General features: G+C 51.7%; 21 protein-coding genes. 3 read left to right on the top strand and 18 right to left on the bottom strand.

The features are described 5' to 3' along the window. Positions 1 to 34: 34 nt before the first annotated feature. The 8 genes from recD to DSM2777_RS07615 form a co-directional block, all read right to left on the bottom strand. Positions 35 to 1,894, bottom strand: coding sequence for an exodeoxyribonuclease V subunit alpha (recD, locus tag DSM2777_RS07650; protein WP_174521850.1), 1,860 nt, complete (start codon positions 1,892 to 1,894; stop codon positions 35 to 37). After that, positions 1,888 to 5,445: an exodeoxyribonuclease V subunit beta gene (gene recB / locus DSM2777_RS07645; protein ID WP_061553597.1), complete on the bottom strand. Its 3,558-nt coding sequence runs from the start codon at positions 5,443 to 5,445 to the stop codon at positions 1,888 to 1,890. The genes recD and recB overlap by 7 nt, the downstream gene beginning before the upstream one ends. Continuing rightward, positions 5,445 to 8,351: a pitrilysin gene (gene ptrA / locus DSM2777_RS07640; protein WP_061553596.1), complete on the bottom strand. Its 2,907-nt coding sequence runs from the start codon at positions 8,349 to 8,351 to the stop codon at positions 5,445 to 5,447. The genes recB and ptrA overlap by 1 nt, the downstream gene beginning before the upstream one ends. 169 nt (positions 8,352 to 8,520) lie before the next feature. Continuing rightward, the gene (gene recC, locus DSM2777_RS07635; RefSeq protein ID WP_061553595.1) at positions 8,521 to 11,892 is read right to left on the bottom strand and encodes an exodeoxyribonuclease V subunit gamma; all 3,372 of its coding nucleotides are present in this window, start codon (positions 11,890 to 11,892) and stop codon (positions 8,521 to 8,523) included. 247 nt (positions 11,893 to 12,139) lie between these two features. Further along, positions 12,140 to 12,511: a prepilin-type N-terminal cleavage/methylation domain-containing protein gene (locus tag DSM2777_RS07630; RefSeq protein ID WP_061553594.1), complete on the bottom strand. Its 372-nt coding sequence runs from the start codon at positions 12,509 to 12,511 to the stop codon at positions 12,140 to 12,142. Beyond that, positions 12,505 to 12,972: a DUF2509 family protein gene (locus DSM2777_RS07625; RefSeq protein WP_061553593.1), complete on the bottom strand. Its 468-nt coding sequence runs from the start codon at positions 12,970 to 12,972 to the stop codon at positions 12,505 to 12,507. The genes DSM2777_RS07630 and DSM2777_RS07625 overlap by 7 nt, the downstream gene beginning before the upstream one ends. Further along, positions 12,969 to 13,550 (bottom strand): prepilin peptidase-dependent protein, encoded by a 582-nt coding sequence (locus tag DSM2777_RS07620; RefSeq protein WP_061553592.1) that lies wholly within the window; start codon positions 13,548 to 13,550, stop codon positions 12,969 to 12,971. Before DSM2777_RS07620 ends, DSM2777_RS07625 begins: the two co-directional genes overlap by 4 nt. Then, entirely contained in the window at positions 13,541 to 13,984 is a 444-nt protein-coding gene (locus DSM2777_RS07615) for a prepilin-type N-terminal cleavage/methylation domain-containing protein (protein ID WP_237087822.1), read from the bottom strand. Before DSM2777_RS07615 ends, DSM2777_RS07620 begins: the two co-directional genes overlap by 10 nt. A gap of 46 nt (positions 13,985 to 14,030) precedes the next feature. On the opposite strand from DSM2777_RS07615, the gene DSM2777_RS24410 reads away from it, so the two are divergent. Further along, on the top strand, positions 14,031 to 14,201 hold the full coding sequence (locus tag DSM2777_RS24410; protein ID WP_156088277.1) for a hypothetical protein: 171 nt from the start codon (positions 14,031 to 14,033) through the stop codon (positions 14,199 to 14,201). Positions 14,202 to 14,471: 270 nt separating this feature from the next. Here the strand turns inward: DSM2777_RS24410 and thyA are convergent, their stop codons facing one another. From thyA to cysD, 7 genes are all read right to left on the bottom strand, one after another. Next, positions 14,472 to 15,266: a thymidylate synthase gene (gene thyA, locus DSM2777_RS07610; RefSeq protein ID WP_043495300.1), complete on the bottom strand. Its 795-nt coding sequence runs from the start codon at positions 15,264 to 15,266 to the stop codon at positions 14,472 to 14,474. Positions 15,267 to 15,338: 72 nt separating this feature from the next. Further along, positions 15,339 to 16,208 (bottom strand): prolipoprotein diacylglyceryl transferase, encoded by an 870-nt coding sequence (lgt, locus tag DSM2777_RS07605; RefSeq protein WP_046458935.1) that lies wholly within the window; start codon positions 16,206 to 16,208, stop codon positions 15,339 to 15,341. Positions 16,209 to 16,418: 210 nt separating this feature from the next. Then, positions 16,419 to 16,811 (bottom strand): FlxA-like family protein, encoded by a 393-nt coding sequence (locus DSM2777_RS07600; RefSeq protein WP_080950911.1) that lies wholly within the window; start codon positions 16,809 to 16,811, stop codon positions 16,419 to 16,421. 111 nt (positions 16,812 to 16,922) lie between these two features. Beyond that, positions 16,923 to 17,249 (bottom strand): DUF3561 family protein, encoded by a 327-nt coding sequence (locus DSM2777_RS07595; protein WP_046458976.1) that lies wholly within the window; start codon positions 17,247 to 17,249, stop codon positions 16,923 to 16,925. A 58-nt stretch (positions 17,250 to 17,307) separates the two neighbouring features. Further along, complete coding sequence (gene cysC, locus DSM2777_RS07590; protein WP_061553590.1) at positions 17,308 to 17,949, bottom strand: adenylyl-sulfate kinase; 642 nt, start codon at positions 17,947 to 17,949, stop codon at positions 17,308 to 17,310. A 2-nt stretch (positions 17,950 to 17,951) separates the two neighbouring features. Continuing rightward, positions 17,952 to 19,391, bottom strand: coding sequence for a sulfate adenylyltransferase subunit CysN (gene cysN / locus DSM2777_RS07585; protein ID WP_061553589.1), 1,440 nt, complete (start codon positions 19,389 to 19,391; stop codon positions 17,952 to 17,954). A 22-nt stretch (positions 19,392 to 19,413) separates the two neighbouring features. Next, entirely contained in the window at positions 19,414 to 20,322 is a 909-nt protein-coding gene (gene cysD, locus DSM2777_RS07580) for a sulfate adenylyltransferase subunit CysD (RefSeq protein ID WP_025800261.1), read from the bottom strand. 373 nt (positions 20,323 to 20,695) lie between these two features. On the opposite strand from cysD, the gene DSM2777_RS07575 reads away from it, so the two are divergent. Next, a complete protein-coding gene (locus DSM2777_RS07575; protein ID WP_061553588.1) occupies positions 20,696 to 21,736 on the top strand; it encodes an aminopeptidase in 1,041 nt (346 codons plus the stop codon). A gap of 316 nt (positions 21,737 to 22,052) precedes the next feature. Continuing rightward, positions 22,053 to 22,805, top strand: a complete 753-nt coding sequence (locus DSM2777_RS07570; protein ID WP_061553587.1) for a DUF2076 domain-containing protein — start codon at positions 22,053 to 22,055, stop codon at positions 22,803 to 22,805. 52 nt (positions 22,806 to 22,857) lie between these two features. On the opposite strand, the gene fhuB is transcribed toward DSM2777_RS07570, so the two are convergent. From fhuB to fhuC, 3 genes are read right to left on the bottom strand one after another with little or no spacing between them, the layout of a single operon-like run. Further along, positions 22,858 to 24,861 carry a Fe(3+)-hydroxamate ABC transporter permease FhuB gene (fhuB, locus tag DSM2777_RS07565; protein WP_061553586.1) on the bottom strand — a complete coding sequence of 668 codons (2,004 nt, stop codon included), beginning with the start codon at positions 24,859 to 24,861 and terminating at the stop codon, positions 22,858 to 22,860. Next, positions 24,858 to 25,775: a Fe(3+)-hydroxamate ABC transporter substrate-binding protein FhuD gene (gene fhuD, locus DSM2777_RS07560; RefSeq protein WP_061555350.1), complete on the bottom strand. Its 918-nt coding sequence runs from the start codon at positions 25,773 to 25,775 to the stop codon at positions 24,858 to 24,860. The genes fhuB and fhuD overlap by 4 nt, the downstream gene beginning before the upstream one ends. Before the next feature lie 11 nt (positions 25,776 to 25,786). Continuing rightward, on the bottom strand, positions 25,787 to 26,584 hold the full coding sequence (fhuC, locus tag DSM2777_RS07555; RefSeq protein ID WP_162270905.1) for a Fe3+-hydroxamate ABC transporter ATP-binding protein FhuC: 798 nt from the start codon (positions 26,582 to 26,584) through the stop codon (positions 25,787 to 25,789). Positions 26,585 to 26,641: the final 57 nt, after the last annotated feature.

Raw genomic sequence — 26,641 nt, 5'->3', positions numbered from 1 at the left:
TACCTCGCGCTGTCCGCAGGATGCGGACAGCCAGCTAGACGGGCAACATCATCCGTTCCATCAACCCGCTTCGACGCAGGGTCGGCGTGCGGATCGCCGTCTTTAAGATTTGCTCGCGGCTAAACAGCGTTAACTGATTTTTTGCACGGGTGATGGCCGTATACAACAGCTCACGCGTCACGATAGGTGAAAAATCGGCAGGCAGCACCAGCAGAGTATGTTCGAACTCAGAGCCCTGCGATTTATGCACCGTCATCGCGTAGGCCGTTTCGGTCTGCGGTAAACGGCTCGGCTGGACAGATTTAATCGAGCCATCGGGCAGTTGGAAATACACGCGAATGTTATTCTCAGCATCAGCCAACGCAATGCCGATATCGCCGTTAAACAATCCCAACGAGCTATCATTGCGCGTAACCATCACCGGACGACCGCTATACCAACGCTGATGAGCCTGCGTAGGCTTGTGAATAAGCCTTGCTTTAGCTAAGGCCAGCTCAATTCGATCGTTCAGTCCAGACTGCCCAAACGGTCCCTCACGCAGTGCACACAGCAAACGAAAACGTGAGAAGCTCTCAAGAACTTCAGCCGCATCAGCCTGTTCCCGTACCCGTTGCAACGTTGAGCGATAGCCCTCAACGCAGGTTTGGATAAGCGTGGAATAGTCTTCATCCTGCGTCATCGGCGACCATGAGATATCCGAGAACTGCCCATCAAAACAGCGGCGAGCAGCGGCAACATCTCCGCCATTAACCGCAGAGGCTAGCTGTCCGATGCCTGAATTAGCGTCAAAGCGATAGCTCTTCCTGAGTAAACAAATGCTGTCGCGTACCGCAATATCAGGCTGTTCGGCTCCCGCGGGGATCGCTGTCTGGCACAGATCAGAAAGTTGTTTCGCGCGCTCAGGGCGATAACCGTATTTACTAAAGCGACAAAGATCGCCTAAGACCGCTCCCGCTTCCACCGATGCCAACTGATCGCGATCGCCTAATAGAATCAGTCGTGCACGCTGAGGCAGCGCGGCGATAAGTTTAGACATCATCGGCAAATCCACCATCGAGGCCTCGTCCACCACCAGCACATCAACATGCAACGGATTTTCGCGGTGATAACGCAAACGAATACTGTTCGGCTGTGCGCCAAGCAGGCGGTGCAACGTGTACGCTTCTTGGGGAATAACTTCGCGCTCAGCGGGGGTTAATCCTAAGGCTTCGACGGCTTTACCTAATGATTCGGTCAAGCGTGCAGCCGCTTTGCCCGTTGGGGCAGCTAATTGAATACGCAGTTTACGTTGGGGATGCAAACGTACCAGCGCCGTCAACAGACGCGCAACCGTGGTCGTTTTTCCTGTACCAGGGCCACCAGAGATAACGGAAACTTGGCGCGTTGCAGCAACGGCGGCAGCGACCTGCTGCCAGTTAACCTCGGAATCCTCGGGCCTCGCAGGGAAAAGCTGAGACAAAATCGCCGATAACGCGGGCGCTGACTCATCTGACGCCGCCTCGTTGCCAGCAAAGAAACTAGCAACAGCGCCTTCATCCTGCCAAAGGCGTTGCAGATACAATCGTTGATTTTGCAACACCAGCGGTGCGGGATAGCTGCCATCGCTGACCTCGGCCTCAGCCAGCAAACATGCCTGCCACGCAGTCTCATCCATGTTGCCAAATAGCTGGCTAAGCTCGTCAGCAAAATCAGGAAATTGCTTGGCCAGCGAGGTAAGGCTGAGCTGGCTCAGCGGCAAGCACACATGGCCCGAAGCAGTTTCTAAACTCACCAACGCCGCCGCCAAAGCCAGATGCGGTTGTCCTTGATTTGCCATTAAGCGCGCAAACTGAACGTCCAGAGAACGTAGGTATTTTTGCGCGCCCATGTTTAACAGCAGATCGAAAATCAGCATGTTGCGTCCTCCGAGGCGGAACTAAAGAGCTTATCCATTCCCTCAATGAGCGCGACATCTGGACGACAATGAAAAACACCCTGCCCCGGTTTATCTGGCGACATCCCGCGTAGGAAGCAGTAGAAAACGCCGCCGAAATGCTGCTCGTATTGGTAATCAGGCAGCCGATGGCGCAAATAGCGATGCAGCGCCAATGAGTAAAGCTGGTATTGGAAATCGTAGCGGTGTTCTGCCATCGCCCCCGCCATCGCCTCTGGTGTATAGGCATTTTCGTCGGCACCTAACCAATTGGACTTATAATCCAACACGTAATAGCGCCCTTGCCAGAAAAAGACTAAGTCGATAAAGCCTTTCAACATGCCGCGAACCTGACGGAAATCTAACGGATCGCACTGAGCGGAAAGTGGATCATAACGTTTAATCAGGGCATCCAGTTCAGCGCTCTTTAGCAGCTGTTCAATCGGCAAATAAAACTGTAGTTCGGCCTGAATTTGGCTTGGTGGAAGCTGCGCTAAACAGGGCCCAGTTTCAGCTAACTGGGCGCGTAAAATAGCCTCTAGCCAACGATCGAGTACAGGAACCCACTGGTCATCCAATCCTTGCAGAGTCACCTGCTCGCTCAGCCATTCAAGATCGCGTGGCTGAGTGAAATCCAACGGTTCTAATAAACTATGTAAAAAGGTCCCCGGTGCCGCACCTTTAGGGAACGTATGCGGTGTGAGCTCTGGCGTGGTTTCAATATCAGATTCCCCCACCGCATCCACATCAAGTTTAGGCAGCAAGTCGAAAAACGGCGTGCTGCTGTGCTGCTGTAACCCTGAATAACTGGTGACACGCCAGTCATCTTGCATCTTACGGGTAAACAACTTGGCTTGAAGATCCTGTGCTTCAGGAGCATTAGGCACCCACGGTGAGGTATCCTCACTGGAAACAGGCGTCACCACGATATCGTCATTTTGTAGGCGCTGGAGACACTCCAACAGCAACCCGGCATCACCGGGCTCACCTTTTTGTAGCAGGTATCCGATGGCGCTGTTATGCACGTCAGTTTCACCCTGTTTTTTTCGACCACCTAAAAACAGAGGAGCCAGCCCGAGGCTACAGTGATAAACAGAACGGGTGAGCGCAACATAGAGCAGGCGTAAGTCTTCCGCCAAGCGCTCTTCTTCCGCCAGCTTAACCGCATCATCGTTATAGTTAAGATCGAGCACCGCTTTGAAATTATCTCTGTCGTGATACAACGGCTGTTTTTGCAGCCGATAACTGCCAATAAATGGCAGCCACACTATCGGAAACTCGAGCCCTTTCGATTTATGGATGGTCACCACCTGCACTAAATGGCGATCGCTTTCTAAACGAAGCTGCTGGTTTTCCGACTGCACCGCGGGATTATCAATTTGCTGCGCTAACCAACGCAGCAATGCCGGTTCGCTATCTAGCGTTAGCGACGCTTCCTGCAACAGTTCACCGATGTGTAGCACATCCGTTAGGCGTCGTTCACCGCCCTCACTGGCCAACAGATTCTCGGCCAGATTTCTGCTCACCATGATTTCACGCAGCATGGGCAATACACCCTGCTTTTGCCAGCGCTGACGATAACCATCGAATTCATCAACCAGCGCATCCCACAAGCGCTCGTCCTGATTGAAATGGTTAATCTGCTGCGAGTTCAGCCCCATCAAACTGGTTGCCAGAGCGCTGCGCAACAGTCGTTCCTGTTCTGGAGCCAGCACGGCTTGCAAGAGCCACAGCAAATCGCGCGCTTCCGGCGTTTCAAAAACGTTGTCACGGTTAGATAAATAGACAGAAGGGATCGCCAGCGCGCTCAGCGCATCACGAATTAACGCCGCTTCAGCGCGGCTGCGCACCAGAATGGTGATGTCTGATGCTTCTACGGGTTTCGGCTGATTTTTATTGGAGTAGAGCAATGCTTTGCCCTGCTGCCCCGCCGTCAGCCAATCGCGAATTTGGGCCGCACACTGTGTTGCCAATGACTGTTGATATTCAACGGTGCCGCAGCCTTCGCCGGATTGCAGCCAAATATGCATGGCTTGCTGACGCTGCCCTTCAATTTCAAAACGCAGCGCCTGGTTATTTTTAGCCGCTTCAACCGGCAAAAACGGAATATCTTCGAAAAGAAAAGGGGATGCAATCGTGGAGAAAACCTGATTGACCGCTGCCACCATACCGGGCGATGAGCGCCAGTTAGTGCCCAGCGTATAATGATGTTTCACTTCGCTACGCGCATACATGTAGGTAAAAATGTCTGCACCGCGAAAAGCGTAAATAGCCTGTTTAGGATCGCCAATCAGCAACAGCGCCGAGTCTGATTGCTGGGCGCGCTCTGTCTGGAAATAGATCGCTTGGAAGATGCCATATTGCTGGGGATCGGTATCTTGAAACTCATCGATCATCGCCACGGGATAACGCTGGCGGATCGCCTGAGCCAGCATCTCACCACCGGGTTGCTGTAACGCCTGTGAAAGGCGGCTGAGCAAATCATCAAAGCCTAACTGCGCATGCTGGCGCTTTTCCTGCTGAACGCTGGTGCGAACTTCGCTTAAGGCACGCGATAACAGCAAGTCACGCAGGGACAACGGTTCAACCAGTAGCTGATCGATCGCGACAAACACGGCATGCTGTGGGGGCGTACCTTTCTTGGTCTTTTCCAACAGGATGTTCTGGCCAAAACGTTTGAGCTCATCGGGTAATTGATAATCCAGCGTCTCGGCGGCCGACCAGTCGCCAACCGCAGCTAGCCATTTAGGTAGATAACGGCTGCTGTAGCTGCGTTTGTCTACGCCGGAATCCGCGATCAGGCTTTCAATTTCGCCAGCGGCTGCGCGCCACTGGGATTTCACGGCATCAATGCGCTCAATAATTTGCTGGTGTCGCTGAGCCAGCGTTTCGTCATCGGCAATCACTTGGCGTAATTCGGGCAGCTCCCCATGCAGATAGGGCTGTAAATCACTCAGCAGCTGTTCAGGACCGCTCCACTCTTGGCTCACCACCGCCGCAATATTCAGCGGCAACGGATAACAGTGCCGACGCCAAAAATCGGCGCAGGCTTGGCGGCGCAGCGGTAGCTCATCCTGAACCAAGGTTTGCTGGAACAGAATGCCAGACTCAAAGGCATTGTTGCTGAGCATTCGCTGACAAAAACCGTGGATGGTATAAATAGCGGCTTCGTCCATTTGGCGCTCTGCCGCTAATAATTGGCTTACCGCATCGGTTTTATCATCGATAAGATCGAGCAAATCAGACAACAGCGGATTGGTGCTACTGCCACGCACGCAGGCCAGCCGTAGATCGTGGATATTGCTACGAATGCGCCCACGCAGCTCTTCGGTCGCCGCTTCGGTAAAGGTCACAACCAGAATTTCTTCTACGGACAGGGGGCGAGGAAAAGCATTCTCGCCTCCCAGCCCCAACAGCAAACGCAGATACAGCGCCGCGATGGTAAATGTTTTACCTGTACCGGCTGAGGCCTCAATCAGGCGCTCCCCAATCAGCGGCAGCGCCAAAGCATCTAACGTTTGTGCCTGAGTCATTATGGAGCAACCTTAACGGGCAGAGTTTGCTGCAGCGCAGAGGCATTTTGGTAAGTTGTCCATCCTTTTGGCGCCGCGTAATGCCCATTGGCATGACCACCGAGCACCTGAGACAACAGCGCCATCCCCTGCGGTTTAATCACCGCCTGATGGTAGTACGTCACGATATTGTCACGATGTAACATATCAATTTGTTTGATCAACTTGTCGCGTGTATTGAACTCGAAATTGCCACGGTCAAAATCATTCGCAAAGCGGCCAGCTTCTTCATCCAACGTCTGTGGACGCTGGCGCAGCTGATTAACCAAAGCAAGTTTATACTGATTAAAATCAGCCTCTTTCAGCGCTTTCAAACGCTTATCTGCCTGACCATAAAACTCTAGGTAACGGTTATACAGATAGTCGGGCGCCTGATTATTACTTTGCAGCAAGAAGCCGATCCCCCACTGGTTACCAATGGATGATGGGAATGCAAAGACGGCATATCCCAACTGTTCTTTGGTACGCAGCTGGTCGTAGAACCATGGCTGAATAATTTGGCTCAGCAGATTACTGTAGGCCATCCCCTGAATTTCATCATATCCCGTTGGGATATAAACGGCGCCTAACGCGGAGTCGCTGCTGCTACCAGCTCGTTGGATATTGGCAAGCTGCTTATGCTCAATCACCACATCCTTTCCATGCCACCAGAGCGTACCGCCGCACTTGAGCCGATCGCGAATGTTTTGCGCCAAGGCTTTCACCTGAATGGCGGTCATATTGCCCACGACCAGCAACTCTGGCGTTGCGCCTTCAATTAGCTGACTACGATAGTTTTTAATATCGCTTAGCGTAATACCATCCAGCAGCGCTCTTCGCTCGCTGCGTTCGGTGTAAGGCACGCTTGATAGCGCCTGAATCGGCTGCATAGCCTGTTCAAACGCCTTAGCCTTATCCGCTGAATCAAGCTGTTCGCGATACCATGACTTAGCCTGCTCCAGATGCTCTTCGCTGGCGTCAAATCCGGCATAGCCTTCCACCAGCGTCGTCAGCAGCTGCGGTAAGCGCTGGGTAAAGCCGTTGGCGTTAATCGTTAAACCGTCGTTGTAGGTGGTTGAGAAACTAATCCCACCAATCGAAGCCTGATAGGCAAGCTGATCAAGTTCAACACCGGCTAGATAATCAGTCAGGGCAAACATCACCTGCTCTTTTGCTCCATCACGACCGACTTTGTTACGTAGCGAAAGCGTGATATTGGCCTTTGGCTCATCGGCAAAATAGCGGCTTGGCATATACAACGCACGCAGCCCCGGCTGATTCAACACCATCTCCGGTTTTGTCAGGCGTGGTTGAACCGGCTTGATAAGCGAAAAATCATCTGGAATGTAAGGGTTCAACGCTGGCAGAGATAAAGAAATACGCTGCTCTAAGTTGTTCCATGCGGCGAACTGCTGCGCGGTAATACGATCAACCTGATAAGCCGCATCAACAAAATACGCGGTTTTGTTATGAGGCTCATTCGGGCTGATAAACCAAATTCGGGCATTTTCAGGCGTCATGCTCGCCAGACGCGCATTAATGGCCTGTGGATCATATCTATCGGCCAGATAGGAAGAATCGAGAACGTTTTGCACAGGCACACGCAGCATGTTGTCGACCAGCCATTCGATGTAATCCATGTCGCGCGTGATGGATGGATAGCGGAAATCAAGATCGAGCACGTGAGCAATTTCATCGAAATAGCTTTGCTTAACGCCCTGTTCACGCAGCAATTTTAAATAATCATACACGGCGGCAATCACGCGATCGCGCTCGGCCAAGCCTTTATCGGTGAGTGAAACGCTGATAGAGAACACGCCACCATTACGATCGATCATTGGGTCTGCACCCGCACCGATAGACTCTGCTAATCCCTGCTTTTGTAACCAATCAGATAGCGTGTTTTTGCTACGATTACCGATCAAATAAGCAATATAGGTATCGGTTTTACTGCGAAACGCCGCGCTATTATTTTCAATGCGGTACTCAATTTTCAGCATCTTGCGCGGCTGCGCAGGGACGTAATGAATGATAATTCCCTGCTGTTCCGGCGTTACCGCCGGTACCGTAATAGGCGGTACGCTCGCATCGCGGTTTGGAATACGGCCAAAAGAGGTCACGGCCAGCTTGGCAAGGTTAGGAAGCGGTTGATTACTGTAAATCACGCCAACCATCAGATTGGCGGAATAATAGCGGTGATAGAACGAAACCAGCTCTTGATGAAGTTTGCTGTTCGGCTTATCACTCAGCGTTTCCAGATTACCACCGGAGAAACGAGCGCTTGGATGTTCTGGGTTGAGCGTTTCGGCTGAAACCTGAGCCATTCGCATTCCATCACGTGAACGCGCCATCGTTAGCTCAGCGTTCACCGCATTACGCTCGCGGTCGGCATTCACCGGATCAAGTAAGGGTTCGGCAATGGCATCCGCTAAACGGTCAACGGCTGGCGACAAGGCATCATTTTCGACCTCAAGATAAAACGCAGTGCGATAAGACGCCGTGCTCGCATTGTGGCTTCCGCCATGCTTTTTCAGAAACTCGGATAAATTATCAGCCTGTGGATAGCGCTTTGACCCCATCAGAACCATATGTTCAAGGTAATGAGCTAAACCCAGCTGTGAGTTAGGATCTTCAAGCGAACCCACGGGCAAAGCCAGCGCAGCAAGAGATTTAGGCGCATCTTTGTCTGAAACTAAGATCACCTTCATACCGTTATCAAGCTTAATCGCCTGATAGAGACGCGGATCGCTGGCGCTTTTATCAATCTTTTCCGCCAATGCCTGCCAGCCAGCAGGCTCAATTTTTGCTGAACTAGCCGGTATCCACAACAGCGACGCGCTCGTCAGCAAGAATGCAAATACCGTCAGGATGGATAACTGCCTACGCATGAAAAACCTAACCATCATTTACCCCAAAATACTGTCAGCGACAGATAGCATAATGCTGAAAAATAGAGTGATTCAGATACCGTTTCAGCTTAAAAATAAATACCACGTTAAGGCAGACTTAGCGTTCACGCAAATTCAACCTCACAAAATCACATATGTTGGACCTCTATCAGGCCGAATTACTCCGCGCTAATGGCAAATAATAGTATTCAGCCAGTTGCTGAATTTCGCGCAGTCTCTTTTCGTCCATGGTACGCATGACGCGTTGAATATAGGGATCGGAGCCTTCTCCTATCACCCGCTGGTCGCCCTGCCATGCCAGCAGTAGCTTCATTTGCGCCTTAGACTGAGTTTGTTCATCCCAATCAACAGCGCCAGAATCTTTATCGAAACAGCTATTCAGCCATGCCCAGCCCGTTTTAGGTAACAGCAAGAGCGGGCTGCTGCGGCCTTGTCGATACCCTTCAATCAAGGGCAGTAACGCTTTCTCGGCCTCTTTTTTACTCATAGCAGCAAAATGCCATGCCGAGTTTTGACGTCCAAAGCAACGGCTTTCACCTTCTCCGCCACTAAGGCAATAAAACAGGTGCTCAATCCAGAGAGCCATGCCGTCTACCGCGCCTAACACCGCAGGCCGCCAGCGCACTAAGCCATTATCCTGAACCTGCTGCAGCCAGCCGGTTAGCCGCACAGCGTCTAGCACATCATCAATTTCGATACTGTGGCCCGTGGTGCGATACTCTCGAACCTTGGCTGCCACTTCTTGCATCTCTTCCTGCTGTTTTTCCCAGTAGATCTCGCCAAAAGCCCCGTATGGCAAGCCGCCCGCCGAGCGGATACGACGAAATAGCGCAGTGGGCTCTTCGCCATCAATGAGTTGGTTTAGCAGTTGGCTATTCAACTTATAGCGGCTGAGGTTATCCAGTGTAAACGGCTCTTCATCAGGCAATTCCGTCTCTTCTAAAATAAAGTTTACCCCGAGGCGCATTTGGAAAAAGGCACGCACAGGATGACGGTAGAAACGAATGAGATCGTCGAGCGTCACCATCGAAATATCTTCTAGCGGCAGCGACTGAGCAAACGCCTGATGCGCTTCTCCGGCGCGCTGCGCCGCAGGTAGCCACTCAGCGGCATAGCTCTGACTTTCGCTGTCATTAACATAGTTTTCGGTGGCAAAAGGCACACGCGGATGCTCAATTTGCAGATAGTCCATCACTCGCTGGGCGCTGCTATCAACATCATGCTTCTCATCCCCCGGCAAATGATGGCTTTGGGCAATATATTCCATCAACTCGCTGACGAGCACCGAGGGATAACGTGGCGCATTATCCTGAATCGAGCGGCCTATATAGCTGATATACAGACGCTCCTGTGCGGAAAGCAGCGCTTCGAGAAACAGATAACGGTCATCGTCTCGACGGCTTCGGTCACCGCGCTGTACCTTGTTTGCCATCAGATCAAAGCCAAGCGGTGCAATGGTACGAGGATAGATGCCATCATTCATGCCAAGCAGACAAACCACTTTGAAAGGGATGGATCGCATTGGCATCAGCGTACAGAAGTTAATTGGCCCCGCCAGAAAACGTTGGCTAATTCGCTCATTGTCCAAGCGTGAAACCAGCTCATCACGCAGTATTGAGAGCGGAATGGCCTGTGGATACTCAGCGCTGATCCCGTAGCCAATGACTTTTAGCCACTGTTGTTCAATCAATGCCTGAACGGTTTCCGTTTCGCTATCCTGAACGAAGAACTCATTGAGCATCTCACGGCATAACGGCTGCCACTCTTGTACTCGATATTCGCCGCTCAAACGCGTGCGCCACTCGCTGAGCCTCATCAATAAGTCGGCAAGCTGGCCAGCCAATTCGGCAATCAGGCCGCTCGATTCGTCGTATGGAAGAGCCCCGTTCCAGTCACCACAGCGGCTATCCATGGCATAACCCAACAGCATGCGGGTTAACCCAAATTGCCACGTGTGCTGGCCTGTCGCAGGAAGATCGAGCTCACGCACGTTGTCATCATCCAGACCCCAGCGGATCCCGGATTCATCCACCCAGTGACGTAAGCGACGTAGCCCCTCTTCACTAATGCCAAAATGCTCAGCTAAGGCAGGCACCTCAAGCAAAGTTAAAACGTGTTCGGAGGTAAACCGGCTGTTGGGTAGCTCTAATAAGGTGAGAAATGCCTGAATCACCGGATGTGCTTGTCGCGCACTGCGGTCAGAAATAGCGAAAGGTAAATAGCGTTCGCGAGGCGCATTACCAAATACGGCTTGGATAAACGGCGTATAGCTGTCGATATCTGCCACCATAACAATGACATCACGCGGTGTAAGAGAAGGATCTTCGGCAAACAGATCCAGCAGCCGATCGTGCAACACCTCGACTTCACGCTGAGGGCTATGGCATAGATTAACGCTAATGCTGCGATCGTTCAGATCCAGCAATCGCTTGCCGTTACTGCTTTCCAGACGATCGGGCCGATCGACAATTTGGGCATGATCTTCCAATTCCAACAGATCGTGTTGGATACGCTTGAGTAAGTTATCGGGGGCTAAATCCACAAACGCGTGTACTTCCTGTGGTTCACGCTGCGCCAGCAGATACATGTGATCGCGCCCCAGTTTTCCCCATGATGCTAGCAGCGGATTACTTAACTCCTGCTCACCGTCGGGTTTAAACAGCTCAGAGGCAGTTTGCGGATCGCGGAAGAGTTCGATCTCTTGTTGCCGCTGAATATGATGACGCCTTTTACGGCTCTGTAACTTGGCAAGAAAGGCATAGTCCTGAATATCACCCCAGTAATAGCGGCACGGATTGGTGAACATCAGATGCACATCAATATGCTTGCCCAGCGCCTGTAGCGCATCGAGATATACCGGCGGCAGCGCCGCAATTCCACAGATAAAGACCCGTTTAGGCAGCCCAGCCGGACACTCAGTTGATTGCTCTAGGGTATGAATAAAGCGCTCATATAAATTGGCTCGGTGCCACTCAGGCTGGTTAAGCTGCGCGGTGTACTCTTTAAGCGCGACCCAAAGCGGAGCCTGCCACTGCTGAGCTTCATCCAGCCCATCAATACGCTCACCGCGCTCCCAAATCTGTAGCCATTCAGGGCGATACACCAAATATTGGTCATACAGATCCGCCACGCGAGCGGCGAGTTGAAAGTGCTTACGACGATCTTCATCGTCAGAAAGATAACGCGCCAGTGGAGCAAAGGCCTCCTGCTCTAGCATTTGTGGCAACAGCCACATCAGCTTCCAGGTCATTGCATCTTTGCTAAAAGCGCTTTCCTTGGGAATACCCGGCATTACCTGAGTAAAAAGATTCCAAATAAAGGTGGCAGGTAAGGGGAATTCAATATTCGCCGCAATGCCAAACTGTTTGGCTAACTCCATCTGTAGCCACTGAGCCATACCGGGGCTTTGTACCAAAATCACTTCTTGCTCAAAAGGATTCTGCAAAGGTTGGCCTTCAATAAGCGCCGCGATAAGTTGCTTAAGCAGATCCAATTGGTTCGAGTGATAAACAGTAAACATGCTTTCTCCGATAACTCAGTTTTTGGCGGGTAACAAGCGCAGCCAGCAGCGAAGCAGCTTCAAGTATGAAAATCTATACCCAAAATAATTGGAGTTGCTTCAAGGCGGCAAGTGAGTAAATCCCGATGAGCTTACTCTAGTAAGTGATTCGGGTGCACGAGCGCAGCCAACGCTGAAGCAGCTTCAAGTATGCAGGGTATACACACTTTAGCCTTTCATAGGTAAGGAGGAAATCATTAGCGCCCATTCACTCGGCCAACTGTTCGCAGATTGTTCTCTCAAGCTTTGCTTGGATGTTCAACGGCGCGGAAATCTTGGCGTTAATCATTTCACACTTCACATGTTGCTCAATGTTGACCTCCAACTGCCATGATTTAGGCAGAGACAACCTTGTCTGGATCTCCGCAACGGGCACGCCCATTCGATACAGCGTGATAGCCTGCTCGCTGAACTGCCATGCCCGTTGCTGTTGCCACACTCTTATTTGTGCCTGCCTCATCCATTGCTGATAGTGCAGCATGCCGAGAAAACCAACAGATACCAAGAGGATACTCACCATGACCTCAATCAGACCAAAACCAGACTGACTATGCCCTTTCTGCCTCAATACGGTTAGCATAAATTTTCGCTATCTGCCGATGGATAATCAAGCCAGCCACCTGAAAGCGTTAACATCCTAGGCGTTGCCGATGAGTTCGATGGTGTACTCACCGAACTCCCCATACTCACATAGCTAAACCGTTGTATTTTCAAGCCATAGACTTGCGCTTTCACCGCGGAACACACTATCCCGATATCAGCACCGATAGCTTTAAAACATACGGTAGCCTGTGCTGAGGTTTGGCAGACATCGGTCAGCGGCGTCGGCCATTTATCCGATATTATCGCCAGATCTAGCGCAGACTCCGCCTGTTGGCGAAACATCTTGAGCTGTCGCTGATAGCCTAGGTTCTGAACCTGTCGCTCCAGACGCCCCTGCTGCGCTCCGACAACCAGAAGTGACAGGCTCAGCATCAGAAGTACCGAAGGCAATAGCATGCTGCCTGCTTGTGGGTTGTCGTGGCTATACGCTAAATTCATTTACCCGTCACTCGGCCATTTTCAGGCAGAATAAAACGCGACTGCTGCTCAGCCATAAACGGTGGTTTTAGCCGCCTTAATCCCAGCAGCACTTCATACCCACGATAAAGTGGGATCACTTTAAACAGCAAAACGTTAATATCTCTTTCATCGGATATCTTCTCCCAACCATTTCCCGAACATTGCTGTATTCCACGCGCTGTTTCTAAGGCGCCATTGCGGAGACGGTAGCCGAAGGAGTCCGCGTTAGCGGGCGGGGTAAGGTCAATTCGTCCGTTGGCATTCAGATCGTAAAACAGAATAACGCACGAGCTGGCGGCTTCCCCCTCCGCCGACGAAATTTTAGGCTCTGGCACCAAGCAGCCCCGTGCGCAAAAACCCGCTCGGGTGAGATCTTTATCCACGCGGTCGAGCAACTGGGTCATATTTTCCTGTATCTGCTGCCAGCGTTGGGTTCGAACGCTGCTGGCTCGCAGCATGACCATAATTTGGCTCGTTGATAACAGGACAATGCTGGATAACAGCAGCGTAACCAGAACATCCGGCAGCGTCATACCACTTTGATGGCTCAGCTGCATGACGGTATTCCTAGCAGGCGTTGAGACAGTGCACACAGCCGAAGACGCCCCTGCGCAGACCAAATAACGCTCACCGTGCCAGCTGGATTACTTAGCTCGATATGCCCGGCTAAAGCATTATTACGCACGCCGTAAAAACCTGCGTTTTTAGTCAGTTGAGAGATAACTGTGATATCCGATGAGGATGGCACATACTTTCGGGAGGTATTCTGTACCTCCACGCTACGCTGCTCGGTATCAACCTCAATTTGCACCGTGCTGTTTTCAGCAAACGCACGCCGCTGCGCCTGCTGTAAAAAAACCAGCAACGCCTGCCCCGCCTGCTCAAGCTGAAGCGCCATACGCTGCTGCCTGAATCCATGGAGGCCATACAGCGCCATGCTTGAAACCAACAGCATCACCACCATCATTTCCAGCAGTGTAAATCCACTCATCCGTGACCATTCCATCGTAAGCCCTTAATCTCTGCTTGATTGGAAGATGACTATAAAACTGATTTTAGAAAGGAAAAGCGGAACGAAAGGCTTTAGCAATGCTCGCCGCAATCAATTTGATTACGCAGTGAAACGTGCATCGGAGTTTGCGAAGTACCACGCAAAACCAAATACAAATGAAGAGGAAGAGGAAGAGGAAAAGGAAAAATACGGTTAAAAGGAAATAAAAAAACGCCAGCAAAATGGTTGAAGCATCGGTCATTTAAGCTCGATTTTAGGGGGAATCGTAGGGATGGGGTCGTAGCAGCTTTAGCTGCCGACAACTTTGCATGGAGCAACGTTGAACAGCGCTTTAGCGTTGGCCCGTAGGGCAGAACACATGGATGTGTTCTGTAACAGCCCCACCCTGCGGTAGCCCCCGTGTATCTCGATCTTTCAAATGGCCAGCATTAAAGTAGCTGGCGCTTTCAAAGCAAATAACGCGATATCAAATCGCAACAGGTGCTTTAATTCCTGGATGCGGGTCGTAGCCTTCGATGTCAAAATCTTCGAATTTATAATCGAAAATAGATTCTGGCTTACGCTTAATCACCAGTTTAGGCAGCGCACGAGGCTCGCGGCTGAGCTGTAGCTGCGTTTGTTCCATGTGGTTGCTGTACAAGTGGGTATCACCACCGGTCCAGACAAAATCACCCACTTCCAGATCCAACTGCTGCGCCATCATGTGTACCAGCAAGGCATAGCTGGCGATATTGAACGGTAGGCCAAGGAATACGTCACAAGAACGCTGATAGAGCTGGCAGGAGAGCTTGCCGTCTGCCACATAAAACTGGAAGAACGCATGGCATGGCGCCAACGCCATTTGGTCTAACTCACCCACGTTCCAAGCCGATACGATAATGCGGCGTGAATCTGGATCTTGTTTCAGCTGTTCCATCACTTTGCTGATCTGGTCAATTTGACGACCATCAGCCGCGCCCCAAGCACGCCACTGTTTGCCATACACCGGGCCCAAATCGCCATTTTCGTCTGCCCACTCGTCCCAGATAGTGACGTTATTTTCGCGCAGGTAAGCCGTATTGGTATCTCCATTCAGGAACCACAACAGCTCATGAATGATGGAACGTAAATGACAACGTTTGGTGGTGACCAGCGGGAAGCCTTCTTGCAGGTTGAAACGCATCTGATGCCCAAAAATGGACACAGTGCCGGTTCCGGTGCGGTCGGCCTTTTGTGTTCCCTCTGCGAGCACTTTTTTCATTAAATCCAGATACTGTTTCATGTCACCTCACGACGTTTATGCTTTTGATACCTGCCGCGGCGTGATCGTCCGCAGCAGGCTATGGAACGTTATTTAAAGAGTTTTCTGTGGCTGAGGACGACGATACGCCCAAACCATCATGATCAGACCCGCAATAATCATTGGGATAGAAAGGATCTGCCCCATGCTGATCACGCCATCAAACAGACCGAGCTGGGCGTCTGGCTGGCGGAAGAATTCAACGATGATACGGAATGCGCCATAGCCAATCAGGAACAGTCCAGACACGCTACCCATCGGGCGCGGTTTGCGGATAAAGAGATTCAGGATGATAAACAGCACCACGCCTTCAAGCAGCAGTTCATACAGCTGAGACGGGTGACGCGGCAGCACGCCATACTGGTTGAGGATCTCTTGCCACTGTGGATTGGTGGCAGCCAAAGGAATGTCTTCGCTACGAGAACTTGGGAACAGCATCGCCCATGGCGTATCGGTGCTCACTCGGCCCCAAAGTTCGCCATTAATAAAGTTGCCTAAGCGGCCAGCGCCCAAGCCAAACGGGATCAGCGGCGCAATAAAGTCTGACACTTGGAAGAAATTACGTTTGGTGCGGTGAGCAAATACCAACATCACCACGATGACACCAATCAATCCGCCGTGGAACGACATGCCGCCGTCCCAAACTTTGAAGAGATAAAGTGGGTTTTCGAGGAACAGCGAGAAGTTATAAAACAACACATAGCCAATACGGCCGCCGAGGAATACCCCCAAGAAGCCAGCGTACAGCAGGTTTTCAACTTCGTCTTTCGTCCAGCCACTTCCCGGCTTATTAGCACGGCGCACGGCCAACCACATAGCAAAGACAAAGCCCACCAGATACATCAGGCCATACCAATGTAAAGACACCGGCCCAATAGAGAAAATTACTGGGTCAAAACTAGGAAAATGCAGATAGCTCGTCATCTATCACCACGACAATATCGAATATTTATTCCCTATCACTCCCTTAACCAGAAGGCATCGGGATATCAGCGGGAAGGCAAGTTGCGCATGATAGCATAGGAAATAAATAGAACGGGCTTGAGGTTGCGGAAAAGTTATGTAAAACCGTGAATCATCTTGCATCGAAGAGCCCGCCATTTCATGAGAGAAGATGACGGGTTTTTCGCACAATCAGATATAAACATCGATCTGATTTTCATCGGTTGGGCGGTTAACGCCGTCGCCGGTTTTTCCCACTTTATCCAACTGGCTTTGCTGCGCCTGTTCCGCCTCTTGCTGGCGAATACGTGCGATTTCAGCCTGTAGCGCTTTAATTTGGTTTTGAATCAGCTCTTGCTGCTTTTTAAGCTCTTCCGGTGAGCCACCAGAATCGGCTAAATCACGCAGCTGTTGCTGCAGCTCCTGAATTTGCTTCATCAGCTGTTGGATACGCCCTGAACCGCTTCCCGAGGTACTCGCCCCTACGGTGCTGCCGCTTCCACTGCCAACGCTTTCACCGCTGCCGGTTAGCGCGGGAGAAACACCCGCTGCGGGCACTGACATGGTGATAGATACATTTGCCATAGTAATTATCCTCTGTAACGACTAACCCCAAAGATATTTTTAAAATATCTCTGAGTTATCGGCGGAAGAGGAAAAAACCTGAGCGAAGAATTTGGCCGTACTTGGCAGGGATTACCAGCCTGTCAGCAATGAGAAGGTTTGCCAGAACAGCATCACCACCAGCACCGCACACAGCGGTACGCTAATCAGCAACCGTCCCGACACCAGCTTATTGATACCAATGCCAAGCAGCACTGAAATCGGCATCAGCGCCAGAAAAAACGGCCACGTGTAGAGCAGGAAGAAAGGGGTATTCAGACCATAGACGATAAAGGGCAGAACAAAAGCCAACCAATAGAAAGAAAAGCCCAATACCCCACCGGCAAAGGCGTAAGAAGGCTCTTCTTTCTCCAATGACTTTTTCTTGTCAGCGGGAATGTTGGCGGCGTTTATTAGCATATATCGACCCTGAATATTCATTACATTCACCAAAGGAATAAATGTAATGCAACAATAACTAGGGTTTGATAATAGCGTGATGGCGTAAAACGTCTAACATTTGTGCGACCAAATTTGTTACTAATTGTTCGCCATTTAGGTGAATTTCAGGTTGCTCAGGCTGCTCATAAACTGAGCTAATTCCCGTGAAGTTTTTAATCTCACCCGCCCGCGCTTTCTTGTATAGCCCTTTGGGATCACGTTGCTCACATACGGCGAGTGGCGTATCCACAAAGACCTCGATAAAACGCCCTTCCGGCAGTAGTTCGCGTACCATTTGGCGCTCATGGCGATGGGGAGAGATAAATGCAGTGAGCACTAACAAACCCGCATCCTGCATGAGTTTAGCGACCTCGCCCACGCGGCGAATATTCTCGATACGGTCGTCATCGCTAAAACCCAGATCGCGCGATAAGCCATGCCGCACGTTGTCGCCATCCAGTAAGTATGTACTCACCCCAAGCTGATGCAATGCCTGCTCTAACGCGCCTGCAATCGATGATTTTCCCGAGCCCGAAAGCCCGGTAAACCAAATCACCGCGCCTTGATGTCCATGCAGCTTTTCGCGGCTCTCGCGGTTGACTGCATGTTCATGCCAGACGATATCAGGGCTAGAGGCGTTACTTTCAGTAGCTGGTTGTAATAAATTGATATCAGTCACCGCTATTTTCCACCCAGCAAATCTCGCGCACCCCAATGTGGGAAGTGACGGCGAACCAACGCATTCAGCTCAATTTCAAAAGCGCTAAAATCAGACGTATTCGTTTGTGACGGTGTCAACGCCTCACGGATAAGCCCTGCACCCACGGTAACGTTGGTGAGCCTATCGATGAAAATAAAGCTGCCGGTGTCGTGGTTTTGCGCATAGCTGTCGATAACCAGCGGTTCATCGAAAGTGAGCTCAACCAAACCAATGCCATTGAGCGGCAAAGACTCTACCGCACGCTGCGTAAGCGTGTTGATATCCACCTGATAGTCAATTCGCTCCACGCGAGCGCGGGTTTTCTTGCCACCGAGTTTAATATCAAAGCTTTGCCCTTGGCTCAGCGGCTGCTCAGACATCCAGACAACATCCACCGTCGCGCCCTGTACCGCAGGAATCGAGGCATCAGCGGCCACGATTAGATCGCCACGGCTGATATCAATTTCATCTTCAAGAACCAGCGTGATGGCTTCTCCAGGAATGGCGCTTTGCAGGTCGCCATCAAAGGTGACAATTCGAGCAACGCGTGAAGTGACCCCAGACGGTAACACCTTCACCGACTGCCCCACGCTGAGTACGCCTGCGGACAGCGTTCCCGCATAGCCGCGAAAATCCAGATTAGGGCGATTCACGTACTGCACAGGGAAACGTAGCGGCTGCTTTTCAGCATCGTGTACCACATCAACGGTTTCCAAAATTTCTAATAACGTTGGCCCGTGATACCAGCTCATGGCCTCACTTTGTGTCGCCACATTGTCGCCATCAAGCGCGGACAGCGGCACAAACTTAATCGCCAAGTCACCGGGCAGTTGCTCGGCAAAGCTGAGATAGTCCTGTTTGATTTGCTCAAATACGTCCTGCTGATAGTCACGCAGATCCATTTTATTCACCGCCACCACCAGATGACGAATACCGAGCAGCGTGGCAATAAAGCTATGGCGACGAGTTTGATCCAGAACGCCTTTGCGCGCGTCGATCAGTAAAATAGCCAAGTCACAGGTCGACGCGCCGGTCGCCATATTTCGGGTGTACTGCTCATGCCCTGGAGTATCGGCGATAATAAATTTGCGCTTTTCCGTCGAAAAGTAGCGGTAAGCAACATCAATGGTAATGCCTTGCTCACGCTCGGCCTGAAGACCGTCAACCAGCAACGCCAAATCGAGTTTCTCACCCTGTGTGCCAATGCGTTTGCTGTCGCTGTGCAGCGTCGTTAGCTGATCTTCATAAATTTGGCGCGTATCGTGCAGCAGGCGTCCAATCAGCGTGCTTTTACCATCGTCCACGCTGCCGCAGGTCAGAAATCGAAGCAGGCTTTTATCTTGTTGTAACTGTAAATAGGCTTCCACCCCGCCTTGCTCAGCAATTTGGTCTGCGATGGAGTGGTTAATAATCTGGCTCATGGTTCTCGTCCTCTACGAATTCTTAAAAGTACCCTTGGCGCTTTTTCAGCTCCATCGAGCCAGACTGATCGCGGTCGATCATTCTTCCCTGACGCTCGCTGGTGGTAGAAACCAGCATCTCTTCGATGATTTCAGGCAGCGTTTGCGCCTGAGATTCCACCGCGCCGGTTAGCGGCCAGCAGCCTAAAGTACGGAATCGAACCATGCGTTGTTTGATCACTTCACCCGGTTGGAGATCGATACGATCGTCATCCACCATCATCAGCATGCCGTCACGCTCTAAAACAGGGCGCGGCTTCGCCAAATAAAGCGGAACAATATCGATGTTTTCCAAGTAGATATATTGCCAGATATCGAGTTCAGTCCAGTTTGACAGCGGGAATACGCGGATGCTCTCCCCTTTGTTCACCTGACCGTTATAGTTGTGCCACAGCTCAGGGCGCTGGTTTTTCGGGTCCCAGCGATGGAAGCGGTCGCGGAATGAATAGATCCTCTCTTTGGCGCGCGATTTCTCTTCATCACGACGCGCTCCGCCGAAGGCGGCGTCAAAACCATATTTATTCAGCGCCTGTTTTAAGCCTTCGGTTTTCATGATGTCGGTATGTTTGGCGCTGCCGTGAACAAACGGGCTAATCCCCATCGCGACGCCCTCTGGATTCTTATGCACCAAAAGTTCGCAGCCGTAAGCCTTGGCGGTGCGATCGCGAAATTCGTACATTTCGCGGAATTTCCAGCCGGTATCAACGTGCAGCAACGGGAACGGCAGCGTCCCCGGATAAAATGCCTTACGCGCCAAATGCAGCATCACCGAAGAATCTTTGCCGATGGAGTACATCATGACAGGGTTAGAAAACTCGGCAGCCACTTCGCGGATGATGTGAATACTCTCCGCTTCAAGCTGTCGTAAGTGCGTCAATCTTTGGTTATCCATGGACGATCCTTAAGCCAGAAATTCTCCCGAAGGCCACACCGGCACATCGGATATTTATCCAAGAGGGTTGGAGTTACAGCAAATCAAACGGAGTGAGCGCAGCGGTAACTTCAAAAAGCAGGATAGGGGCACTATAAGGTGTCAGCTTTGCCCAAATGAAATGACGAAAAGGTATTTGAAATAACCGAAAGAAATATGCAGCAAGCTGAGGCAGCGCAGGATTAAGGAAGTCAACATTTCCTTAAATTTTAGGAGCGCTAGAAATTGTGTAATAAGAGCGAAGACTCCATACTAGCCGCACTGATTTATCATCCCAATTATCACGCTGTTGAACACGTTTTTGATTTTCAGCAGCGCTAAGGACGCTTTACCCATGTTTTCCTGCCGTTCACTTAAACTGGTTTGCGCAGCGCTATGTCTAAGCAGTAGTTTCGCGGTTTCAGCCGCAGGTATTACCCATCAACCCGTAGGTAAAATTGCCGAACAAGAAGTGCGGCATATCTCGACCTACTTCCCCGGCCGCATGGCAGGTAGCCCCGCCGAGCTGATGATGGCAGATTATGTTAATCAGCGTTTCCAAAGCATGGGCTATCAAAGTGACCTAAGAGATTTCAAAACCCACTATGTGTATACCTCAAGCGAAGGTAAAAAAGATTGGCATAACGTGAACGCCACGTCGGTGATTGCGGTGAAACCCGGCAACACCGACAAACAGATCTTAATCGTCGCCCACCTTGATACCTATACCCCAATGAGCGACAGCGATGTAAACCATAATCTTGGCGGATTAACGTTGCAGGGCGTAGATGACAATGCGTCTGGCGTTGGCGTGATGTTGGAGCTTGCCGAGCGTCTGCGCAGCGTAAAAACCAAGGCGACTATTCGTTTCCTTGCGCTCAGCGCCGAAGAGTTGGGCAGCAAAGGGGCTGAGAACTATCTCAGCAGAATGAGCAAAGCCGACAAAGACAACACGCTGTTGGTTATCAACCTCGACTCTTTGATTACCGGCGATAAACTCTATTTCCACAGCGGTGTTAACACGCCGAAAGCCATCGCCGAGAAAACCCGCGACCGCGCCCTTAAGCTTGCTAAGCGCTTTGGCATTAGCGCTGCCATTAACAATGGTCATGGCGAACACAGCCCGAAAGGCACCGGTTGTTGCTCAGATCATATGACGTTTGATGCATCCAATATTCCAGTACTTGCCGTTGAAGCCAGCAATTGGTCTTTGGGTAAAAAAGATGGCTATCAGCAAACCAGCAAGAATACGCGTTTCCCAGCAGGCACCACGTGGCACCAACCGCAATATGACAATCTTCAATACTTAGATAAACATCTGCCGGGGCGTATCAAATCGCGTACCCGAGATAGCGTGAGGATTTTGCTGCCACTGGTGGAAGAGGTGGCTAAGTAATCATGCTCCTATCGACTTATTTAGGTCGTTTAGAGGATTGAGATATACGGGGTCTAGCACACCGCGGGACGTTCCGGCGGCTTACGTCGCTACGACCCCATCGGAGTGCTCTCCCTAACATCAAACATCAAACATCAAACATCAAACATCAGCGAGTAACTTGTTTCCTTTCTGTTTTACTCGCCCCTCTGTATAGAAACCTCTGCCTTTGTGACAAAGCGTTAAACCATATTGATCTTTAATGAATGGGCATTACATTTATTCCAGATTGATCTGTTTTAGTGCCGCTTTGGCATCAATATTTGTTGAGGTTTCTATGTCTGATGAACAATCCGTTGAGCAACGCGTTATCTCTGGCCTTTTCTCTCGCCTACAACAGGCTGAAGCAGGCAGCGGGCCGAGGGATGCTCAGGCCGAGCGTTTGATTCAGGAATGTATCGCCAAACAGCCTGCGGCACCTTACTACATGGCTCAGGCGATGCTGGTCCAAGAAGCGGCGATTAAGCGTTTAAACGATCAGGTGAATGCTCTTCAGCAGCAGGTGGCTCAGCTACAAAACCAGCCGAAACAGAGCAGCGGCGGCTTTTTAGCAGGCTTGTTCGGCGGTGGCAGCACCAATGCAACCGAGTCACGCCCAGCCGCCGTATCAAACAGCGGAAGCCAGCCCATTCCTGGCGCGGCAAACTATGCCAATAACCAGTACGCCAACAATGCGAATAGTGGTTATGCGCCTGCGGCCTCTCGTGGCGGCAGCAGCTTTTTAAGCGGCGCATTGCAAACGGCAGCGGGTGTTGCGGGCGGCGTGGTGATTGCGGATATGCTGACCGGTATGTTCCACAATAGCCGGCCGGAAGAGATCGTGAACGTGGTTGAGGAAAATACGATTGCTCAGCCCGATACGACTCAATCTGATGCGATTCAACCAGATAACACACAGCCCGATCTGCAAAATGCGGATTGGCAAGATGATGCGTCAAATCAGAATGGGCAAGATAGCGGATTCTTCGATTCAGGCTTTGGCAGCGATGACGACAGTTACAATAACAGCGACGATGATTCGTTCTTCTAAAACTATCGCTTAGATATCATATCCGCCGCATCGCGCGGCGGATTGAATTTGCTTATTTCCCCTGCTTGCGCAGCAAGAAAATAAAGTACGGTGCGCCTATAAACGTTGCTAATAATCCGGCTGGGATTTGATAAGGGAACATCACCATCCGTCCGCACCAATCCGCAAACATCATCAGAAAACCACCGATTAGTGCAGCAACCATCAGCTGTGGCATCGCTCGTTTAAAGCCTAACATTCGCGCCATATGAGGCGCCATCAGGCCAACAAAGCTGAGCGGACCGGTCATTAGCGTCGCGGCTGCGGTTAACGCCGATGCGATCAGCAGGATGGCGACACGCGAAGGCATCAGCGCCACGCCTACCGCTTTCGCCGTTACCGAGCCTAAAGGTAATAACATGAGCCAACGGCGGCACAGTGGCGTTGCCGCAATCAGCACCACGGCAATGCCCACGGTACGTAGCGCCTGCGCGCTATCCACGCCATAGGTTGAGCCCGCTAGCCATGTGAGCAACATGCCGGTACGCGGATCGCCGCTTGCCAGCACCATCACCACCAGCGTACTAAACACCGTACTCACCGCAATCCCGGCCAACAACATACGCTGAGCGGAAAATCCGTTACGGCTCGAGGTAATCATCACTAACAATAACGTCAGCGCAGCGCCGAGGCTTCCCGCCGGAAGTAGCCATACAAACGCATTGCCCGGTACTAACAGCATCAGCACTAAAACGCCGAGAGCAGCACCCGACGTAATCCCTAACACTTCAGGGCTCGCCATCGGGTTACCGGTGAGCTTTTGGATCATGGTTCCAGCTACGGCGAGCATCATTCCCGCAGCCAAAGCAGCCACCACACGCGGCCAGCGCCAAGGCATCAGCGCATCTATCTGAACGCCGTGCGCCCAGTACCAACCTTCGCTGCCGCGTCCAAACAGCAAAGCAACGGCTAGAGCCAACGCCAGTAGAGCCATACCGATGATCATCCAGCGCCACAGATGGTGACGTTCTGGCGTAACACGGTCGCCTTGGTTCATATCCGGCATATTGCCGTTGGTACGCAGCTTCGGTAATAACCACAGCAGTACCGGTGCGCCAATAAGCGCGGTGGCCGAGCCGGTTGGAATTTCGTGCCAAACTACGGCCAGCCATTGCACCACCTGATCGGTGAGCCACAGCAGCAAAGCGCCAATAAAAGGCGCCATTAACAGCCGTTGAGACAATCGACGCGCGCCACAAATGCGCGCCAACAGCGGCGAAAATAGGCCGATAAAGCCAATCACGCCCACGGCATTCACCATCTGTGCGCTGATTAACACCGCCAGCGCGAGAGTAGCCAAACGAGCGCTGCTTAAGCCAAGCCCTAGATTTTTAGCGACGCCGTCGTCTAATCCCAGCAGCGTCAAAGGGCGAATCAGCAAAGCGGAAAGCAGTAATGCCACCAGCAAACGCGGAGCTAGTTCGGTCACGTTATGCCAATCATGTTGGTTTAACGCCCCGCTCGCCCACACAAACATGCCCTGTAGGGATTCGTAATTAAACAGCGCCATCAGGGAATTCAGTGCGCCGCAGTACAGCCCCATCACCAGCCCCGCCAGAATCAGCGTTACCGGCGACATACGTTTACCCCACGACAGGCCAAACACGATAAGCGCGACCAGCACGGCACCCAACAGAGCCGCTAGCTGCATCATCCAGCTTTCGGGCGAAACGGCCAACAGTACCGCCGCCGTTACCCCAAACTGGGCACCGGCGGAAACCCCCAGCGTTGCAGGTTCCGCCAGCGGGTTTTTTAATACCTGTTGGAACAGTAGCCCCGCAAGGCCAAGCCCCGCGCCCACCAACAAAGAAACAACGTCGCGTGGCAGAATGCTGTAATGCATCACTACCTGTTGGATATTATCCATATCCGGCGTGGTCGCGGCCTGCCACCATTGATTAAATGGCAGTTGGTGATGCAGATTGAATAGGGTTAATCCCAGCGCAGGCAATGCCAGCAACAGCGGAATCAACCACAGGCTGAATTTAGCCTGAGATGCTTTTACGTTAGCGTTCATGGTTTCGCTCCTAACGCAGACTCCAGCAAATCACAAAAACGCATCGCGGAGAGCGTGGCACCATAGAACCAAACGCCCGGCTGGCTGATCACTTTTTGCCCTCGCACAAAAGGCAGCGCCTGCCACAGCGGGGTTTTCTGCACCTGAGCAAACAATGCGTCATTACCGTGGCTGAAGAAAATGGCCTGCGCCTGTGGGGAAACCGTCGCCAGCTGTTCTATGCCAACGATCGCGCTGCCCCAAAAATTGGTATCACCCGTCCACGCATTTTTTAAATCGAGCTCATCCATCACTTCTTGGAACATGCTGCCTTTACCAAAGACCAAAGCATGCCCGGCGTCTAACAATGTAAACAGCAACAGTGGCGTATTGTCCCACGCGCCCAAGCGCTGTTTGCTTTGCGCCAGTCGCTGTTGAAACAGCGCAAGGTGTTCGGTAGCACGTTCAGGGACACCCAGTTTTTCCGCCAGATTTTGCAGTGACTTTTTAGCCAGTTTCAGCGGCAGGCCTGAGCCATCGTTAAAGGAAAAGCCCATCGCGGGTGCAATGGTTTGCATTTTCGCCACGGAGGGGCCAAATCCAGTGGAATAGAGGATCAGCGAAGGATCAATCTGTTGCAGCAGCTCCATATTCGGCTCTGTGCGGTTGCCGAGATCGATAACCGTGGGTGCCAATGCTGGCTCTTGTACCCAAAGGCGGTAATTGGCGATTTCAGCCACGGCAAGCGGCGTAATGCCAAGCGTCAGCAGAAGCTCAATCGGCAGCCATTCGAGCGCCACAATACGATTGAGATCGGGATAGGTGGTACTGGTCAGCGCAGAGGCCTGCGCCGAAAGTGGAAGCAAAAATGGCGACAACGCCAGCGCCGTAATCAGACGGCGACGGCCAAAATCAGGAGAGTTGGGATCACGCATTGAATCTTGCATCAGTAGACGAAGCTCACGGGTGCACCACCGCTTGGATGCGGCAGCGTCCCCATCGGTATACCGTAGATTTTTTCCAGCACGTCGCCCTGCATAATATCGGCAGGCGTACCTTGAGCAATCAGTTCACCGCCGCGCAGCGCCATCAAATAATCGCAATAACGCGCGGCCATATTGATGTCATGCAGAACCGCAATCACGGTTAACCCCCGTTCACGACTGAGGCGTTGAATGAGGGCCAACACTTCAACCTGATGGGCGATATCCAGCGCCGATGTCGGTTCATCGAGTAATAAACAGCGGCTATTTTGTGCCACTGTCATTGCCAGCCATGCACGCTGACGCTCACCGCCGGATAAGCTGTCAACCAAACGCCCTGCCAACGGTTTAAGATCGACCAAGGCAATAGCCTCTTCCACTCGTTCACGATCTTCGCTGCGAAAGCGCCCTAGCGCGCCATGCCAAGGATAGCGGCCAATGGCCACCAGCTCGCGCACCGTCATTCCCTCAGCGGCGGGCAGCTGTTGGGGAAGATAGGCCACTTCACGGGCAAACGCTTTGCTATCCCATTCAGCTAACGGTTTATCGCCCAGTAAAATCTGGCCAACGCTTGCCGCCTGATGGCGACCGAGCATTTTTAGCAGCGTCGATTTACCCGAGCCATTGTGACCAATCAAGCCACAAACCTGACCTTGAGGAAAAGTGAGAGAAACGTTTTGCAGCAATGTGCGGCCAGGAACAGTGAAGCTGACCTGTTGCAAAGTGAAAGTTGACGGGGTGGAGATCGCGGTTTTACTCAATTCCGGTATAGCCTTTAGTCTTATGTTCTTTGCAGAAAAGAACGGGCGCGGTAACCG

The organism is Obesumbacterium proteus, assembly GCF_001586165.1.
Taxonomy (GTDB): domain Bacteria; phylum Pseudomonadota; class Gammaproteobacteria; order Enterobacterales; family Enterobacteriaceae; genus Hafnia; species Hafnia protea.
This window is presented reverse-complemented; position numbering and strand designations above follow the sequence as displayed.

What these genes read in the sequence shown, in the direction of transcription:
- recD (WP_174521850.1), bottom strand. Translation starts at nt 1,894, where the DNA reads ATGCTGATTTTCGATCTGCTGTTAAACATGGGCGCGCAAAAATACCTA.
- recB (WP_061553597.1), bottom strand. Translation starts at nt 5,445, where the DNA reads ATGACTCAGGCACAAACGTTAGATGCTTTGGCGCTGCCGCTGATTGGG.
- ptrA (WP_061553596.1), bottom strand. Translation starts at nt 8,351, where the DNA reads ATGCGTAGGCAGTTATCCATCCTGACGGTATTTGCATTCTTGCTGACG.
- recC (WP_061553595.1), bottom strand. Translation starts at nt 11,892, where the DNA reads ATGTTTACTGTTTATCACTCGAACCAATTGGATCTGCTTAAGCAACTT.
- DSM2777_RS07630 (WP_061553594.1), bottom strand. Translation starts at nt 12,511, where the DNA reads ATGCTAACCGTATTGAGGCAGAAAGGGCATAGTCAGTCTGGTTTTGGT.
- DSM2777_RS07625 (WP_061553593.1), bottom strand. Translation starts at nt 12,972, where the DNA reads ATGAATTTAGCGTATAGCCACGACAACCCACAAGCAGGCAGCATGCTA.
- DSM2777_RS07620 (WP_061553592.1), bottom strand. Translation starts at nt 13,550, where the DNA reads ATGCAGCTGAGCCATCAAAGTGGTATGACGCTGCCGGATGTTCTGGTT.
- DSM2777_RS07615 (WP_237087822.1), bottom strand. Translation starts at nt 13,984, where the DNA reads ATGAGTGGATTTACACTGCTGGAAATGATGGTGGTGATGCTGTTGGTT.
- DSM2777_RS24410 (WP_156088277.1), top strand. Translation starts at nt 14,031, where the DNA reads ATGACTATAAAACTGATTTTAGAAAGGAAAAGCGGAACGAAAGGCTTT.
- thyA (WP_043495300.1), bottom strand. Translation starts at nt 15,266, where the DNA reads ATGAAACAGTATCTGGATTTAATGAAAAAAGTGCTCGCAGAGGGAACA.
- lgt (WP_046458935.1), bottom strand. Translation starts at nt 16,208, where the DNA reads ATGACGAGCTATCTGCATTTTCCTAGTTTTGACCCAGTAATTTTCTCT.
- DSM2777_RS07600 (WP_080950911.1), bottom strand. Translation starts at nt 16,811, where the DNA reads ATGGCAAATGTATCTATCACCATGTCAGTGCCCGCAGCGGGTGTTTCT.
- DSM2777_RS07595 (WP_046458976.1), bottom strand. Translation starts at nt 17,249, where the DNA reads ATGCTAATAAACGCCGCCAACATTCCCGCTGACAAGAAAAAGTCATTG.
- cysN (WP_061553589.1), bottom strand. Translation starts at nt 19,391, where the DNA reads ATGAGCCAGATTATTAACCACTCCATCGCAGACCAAATTGCTGAGCAA.
- cysD (WP_025800261.1), bottom strand. Translation starts at nt 20,322, where the DNA reads ATGGATAACCAAAGATTGACGCACTTACGACAGCTTGAAGCGGAGAGT.
- DSM2777_RS07575 (WP_061553588.1), top strand. Translation starts at nt 20,696, where the DNA reads ATGTTTTCCTGCCGTTCACTTAAACTGGTTTGCGCAGCGCTATGTCTA.
- DSM2777_RS07570 (WP_061553587.1), top strand. Translation starts at nt 22,053, where the DNA reads ATGTCTGATGAACAATCCGTTGAGCAACGCGTTATCTCTGGCCTTTTC.
- fhuB (WP_061553586.1), bottom strand. Translation starts at nt 24,861, where the DNA reads ATGAACGCTAACGTAAAAGCATCTCAGGCTAAATTCAGCCTGTGGTTG.
- fhuD (WP_061555350.1), bottom strand. Translation starts at nt 25,775, where the DNA reads ATGCGTGATCCCAACTCTCCTGATTTTGGCCGTCGCCGTCTGATTACG.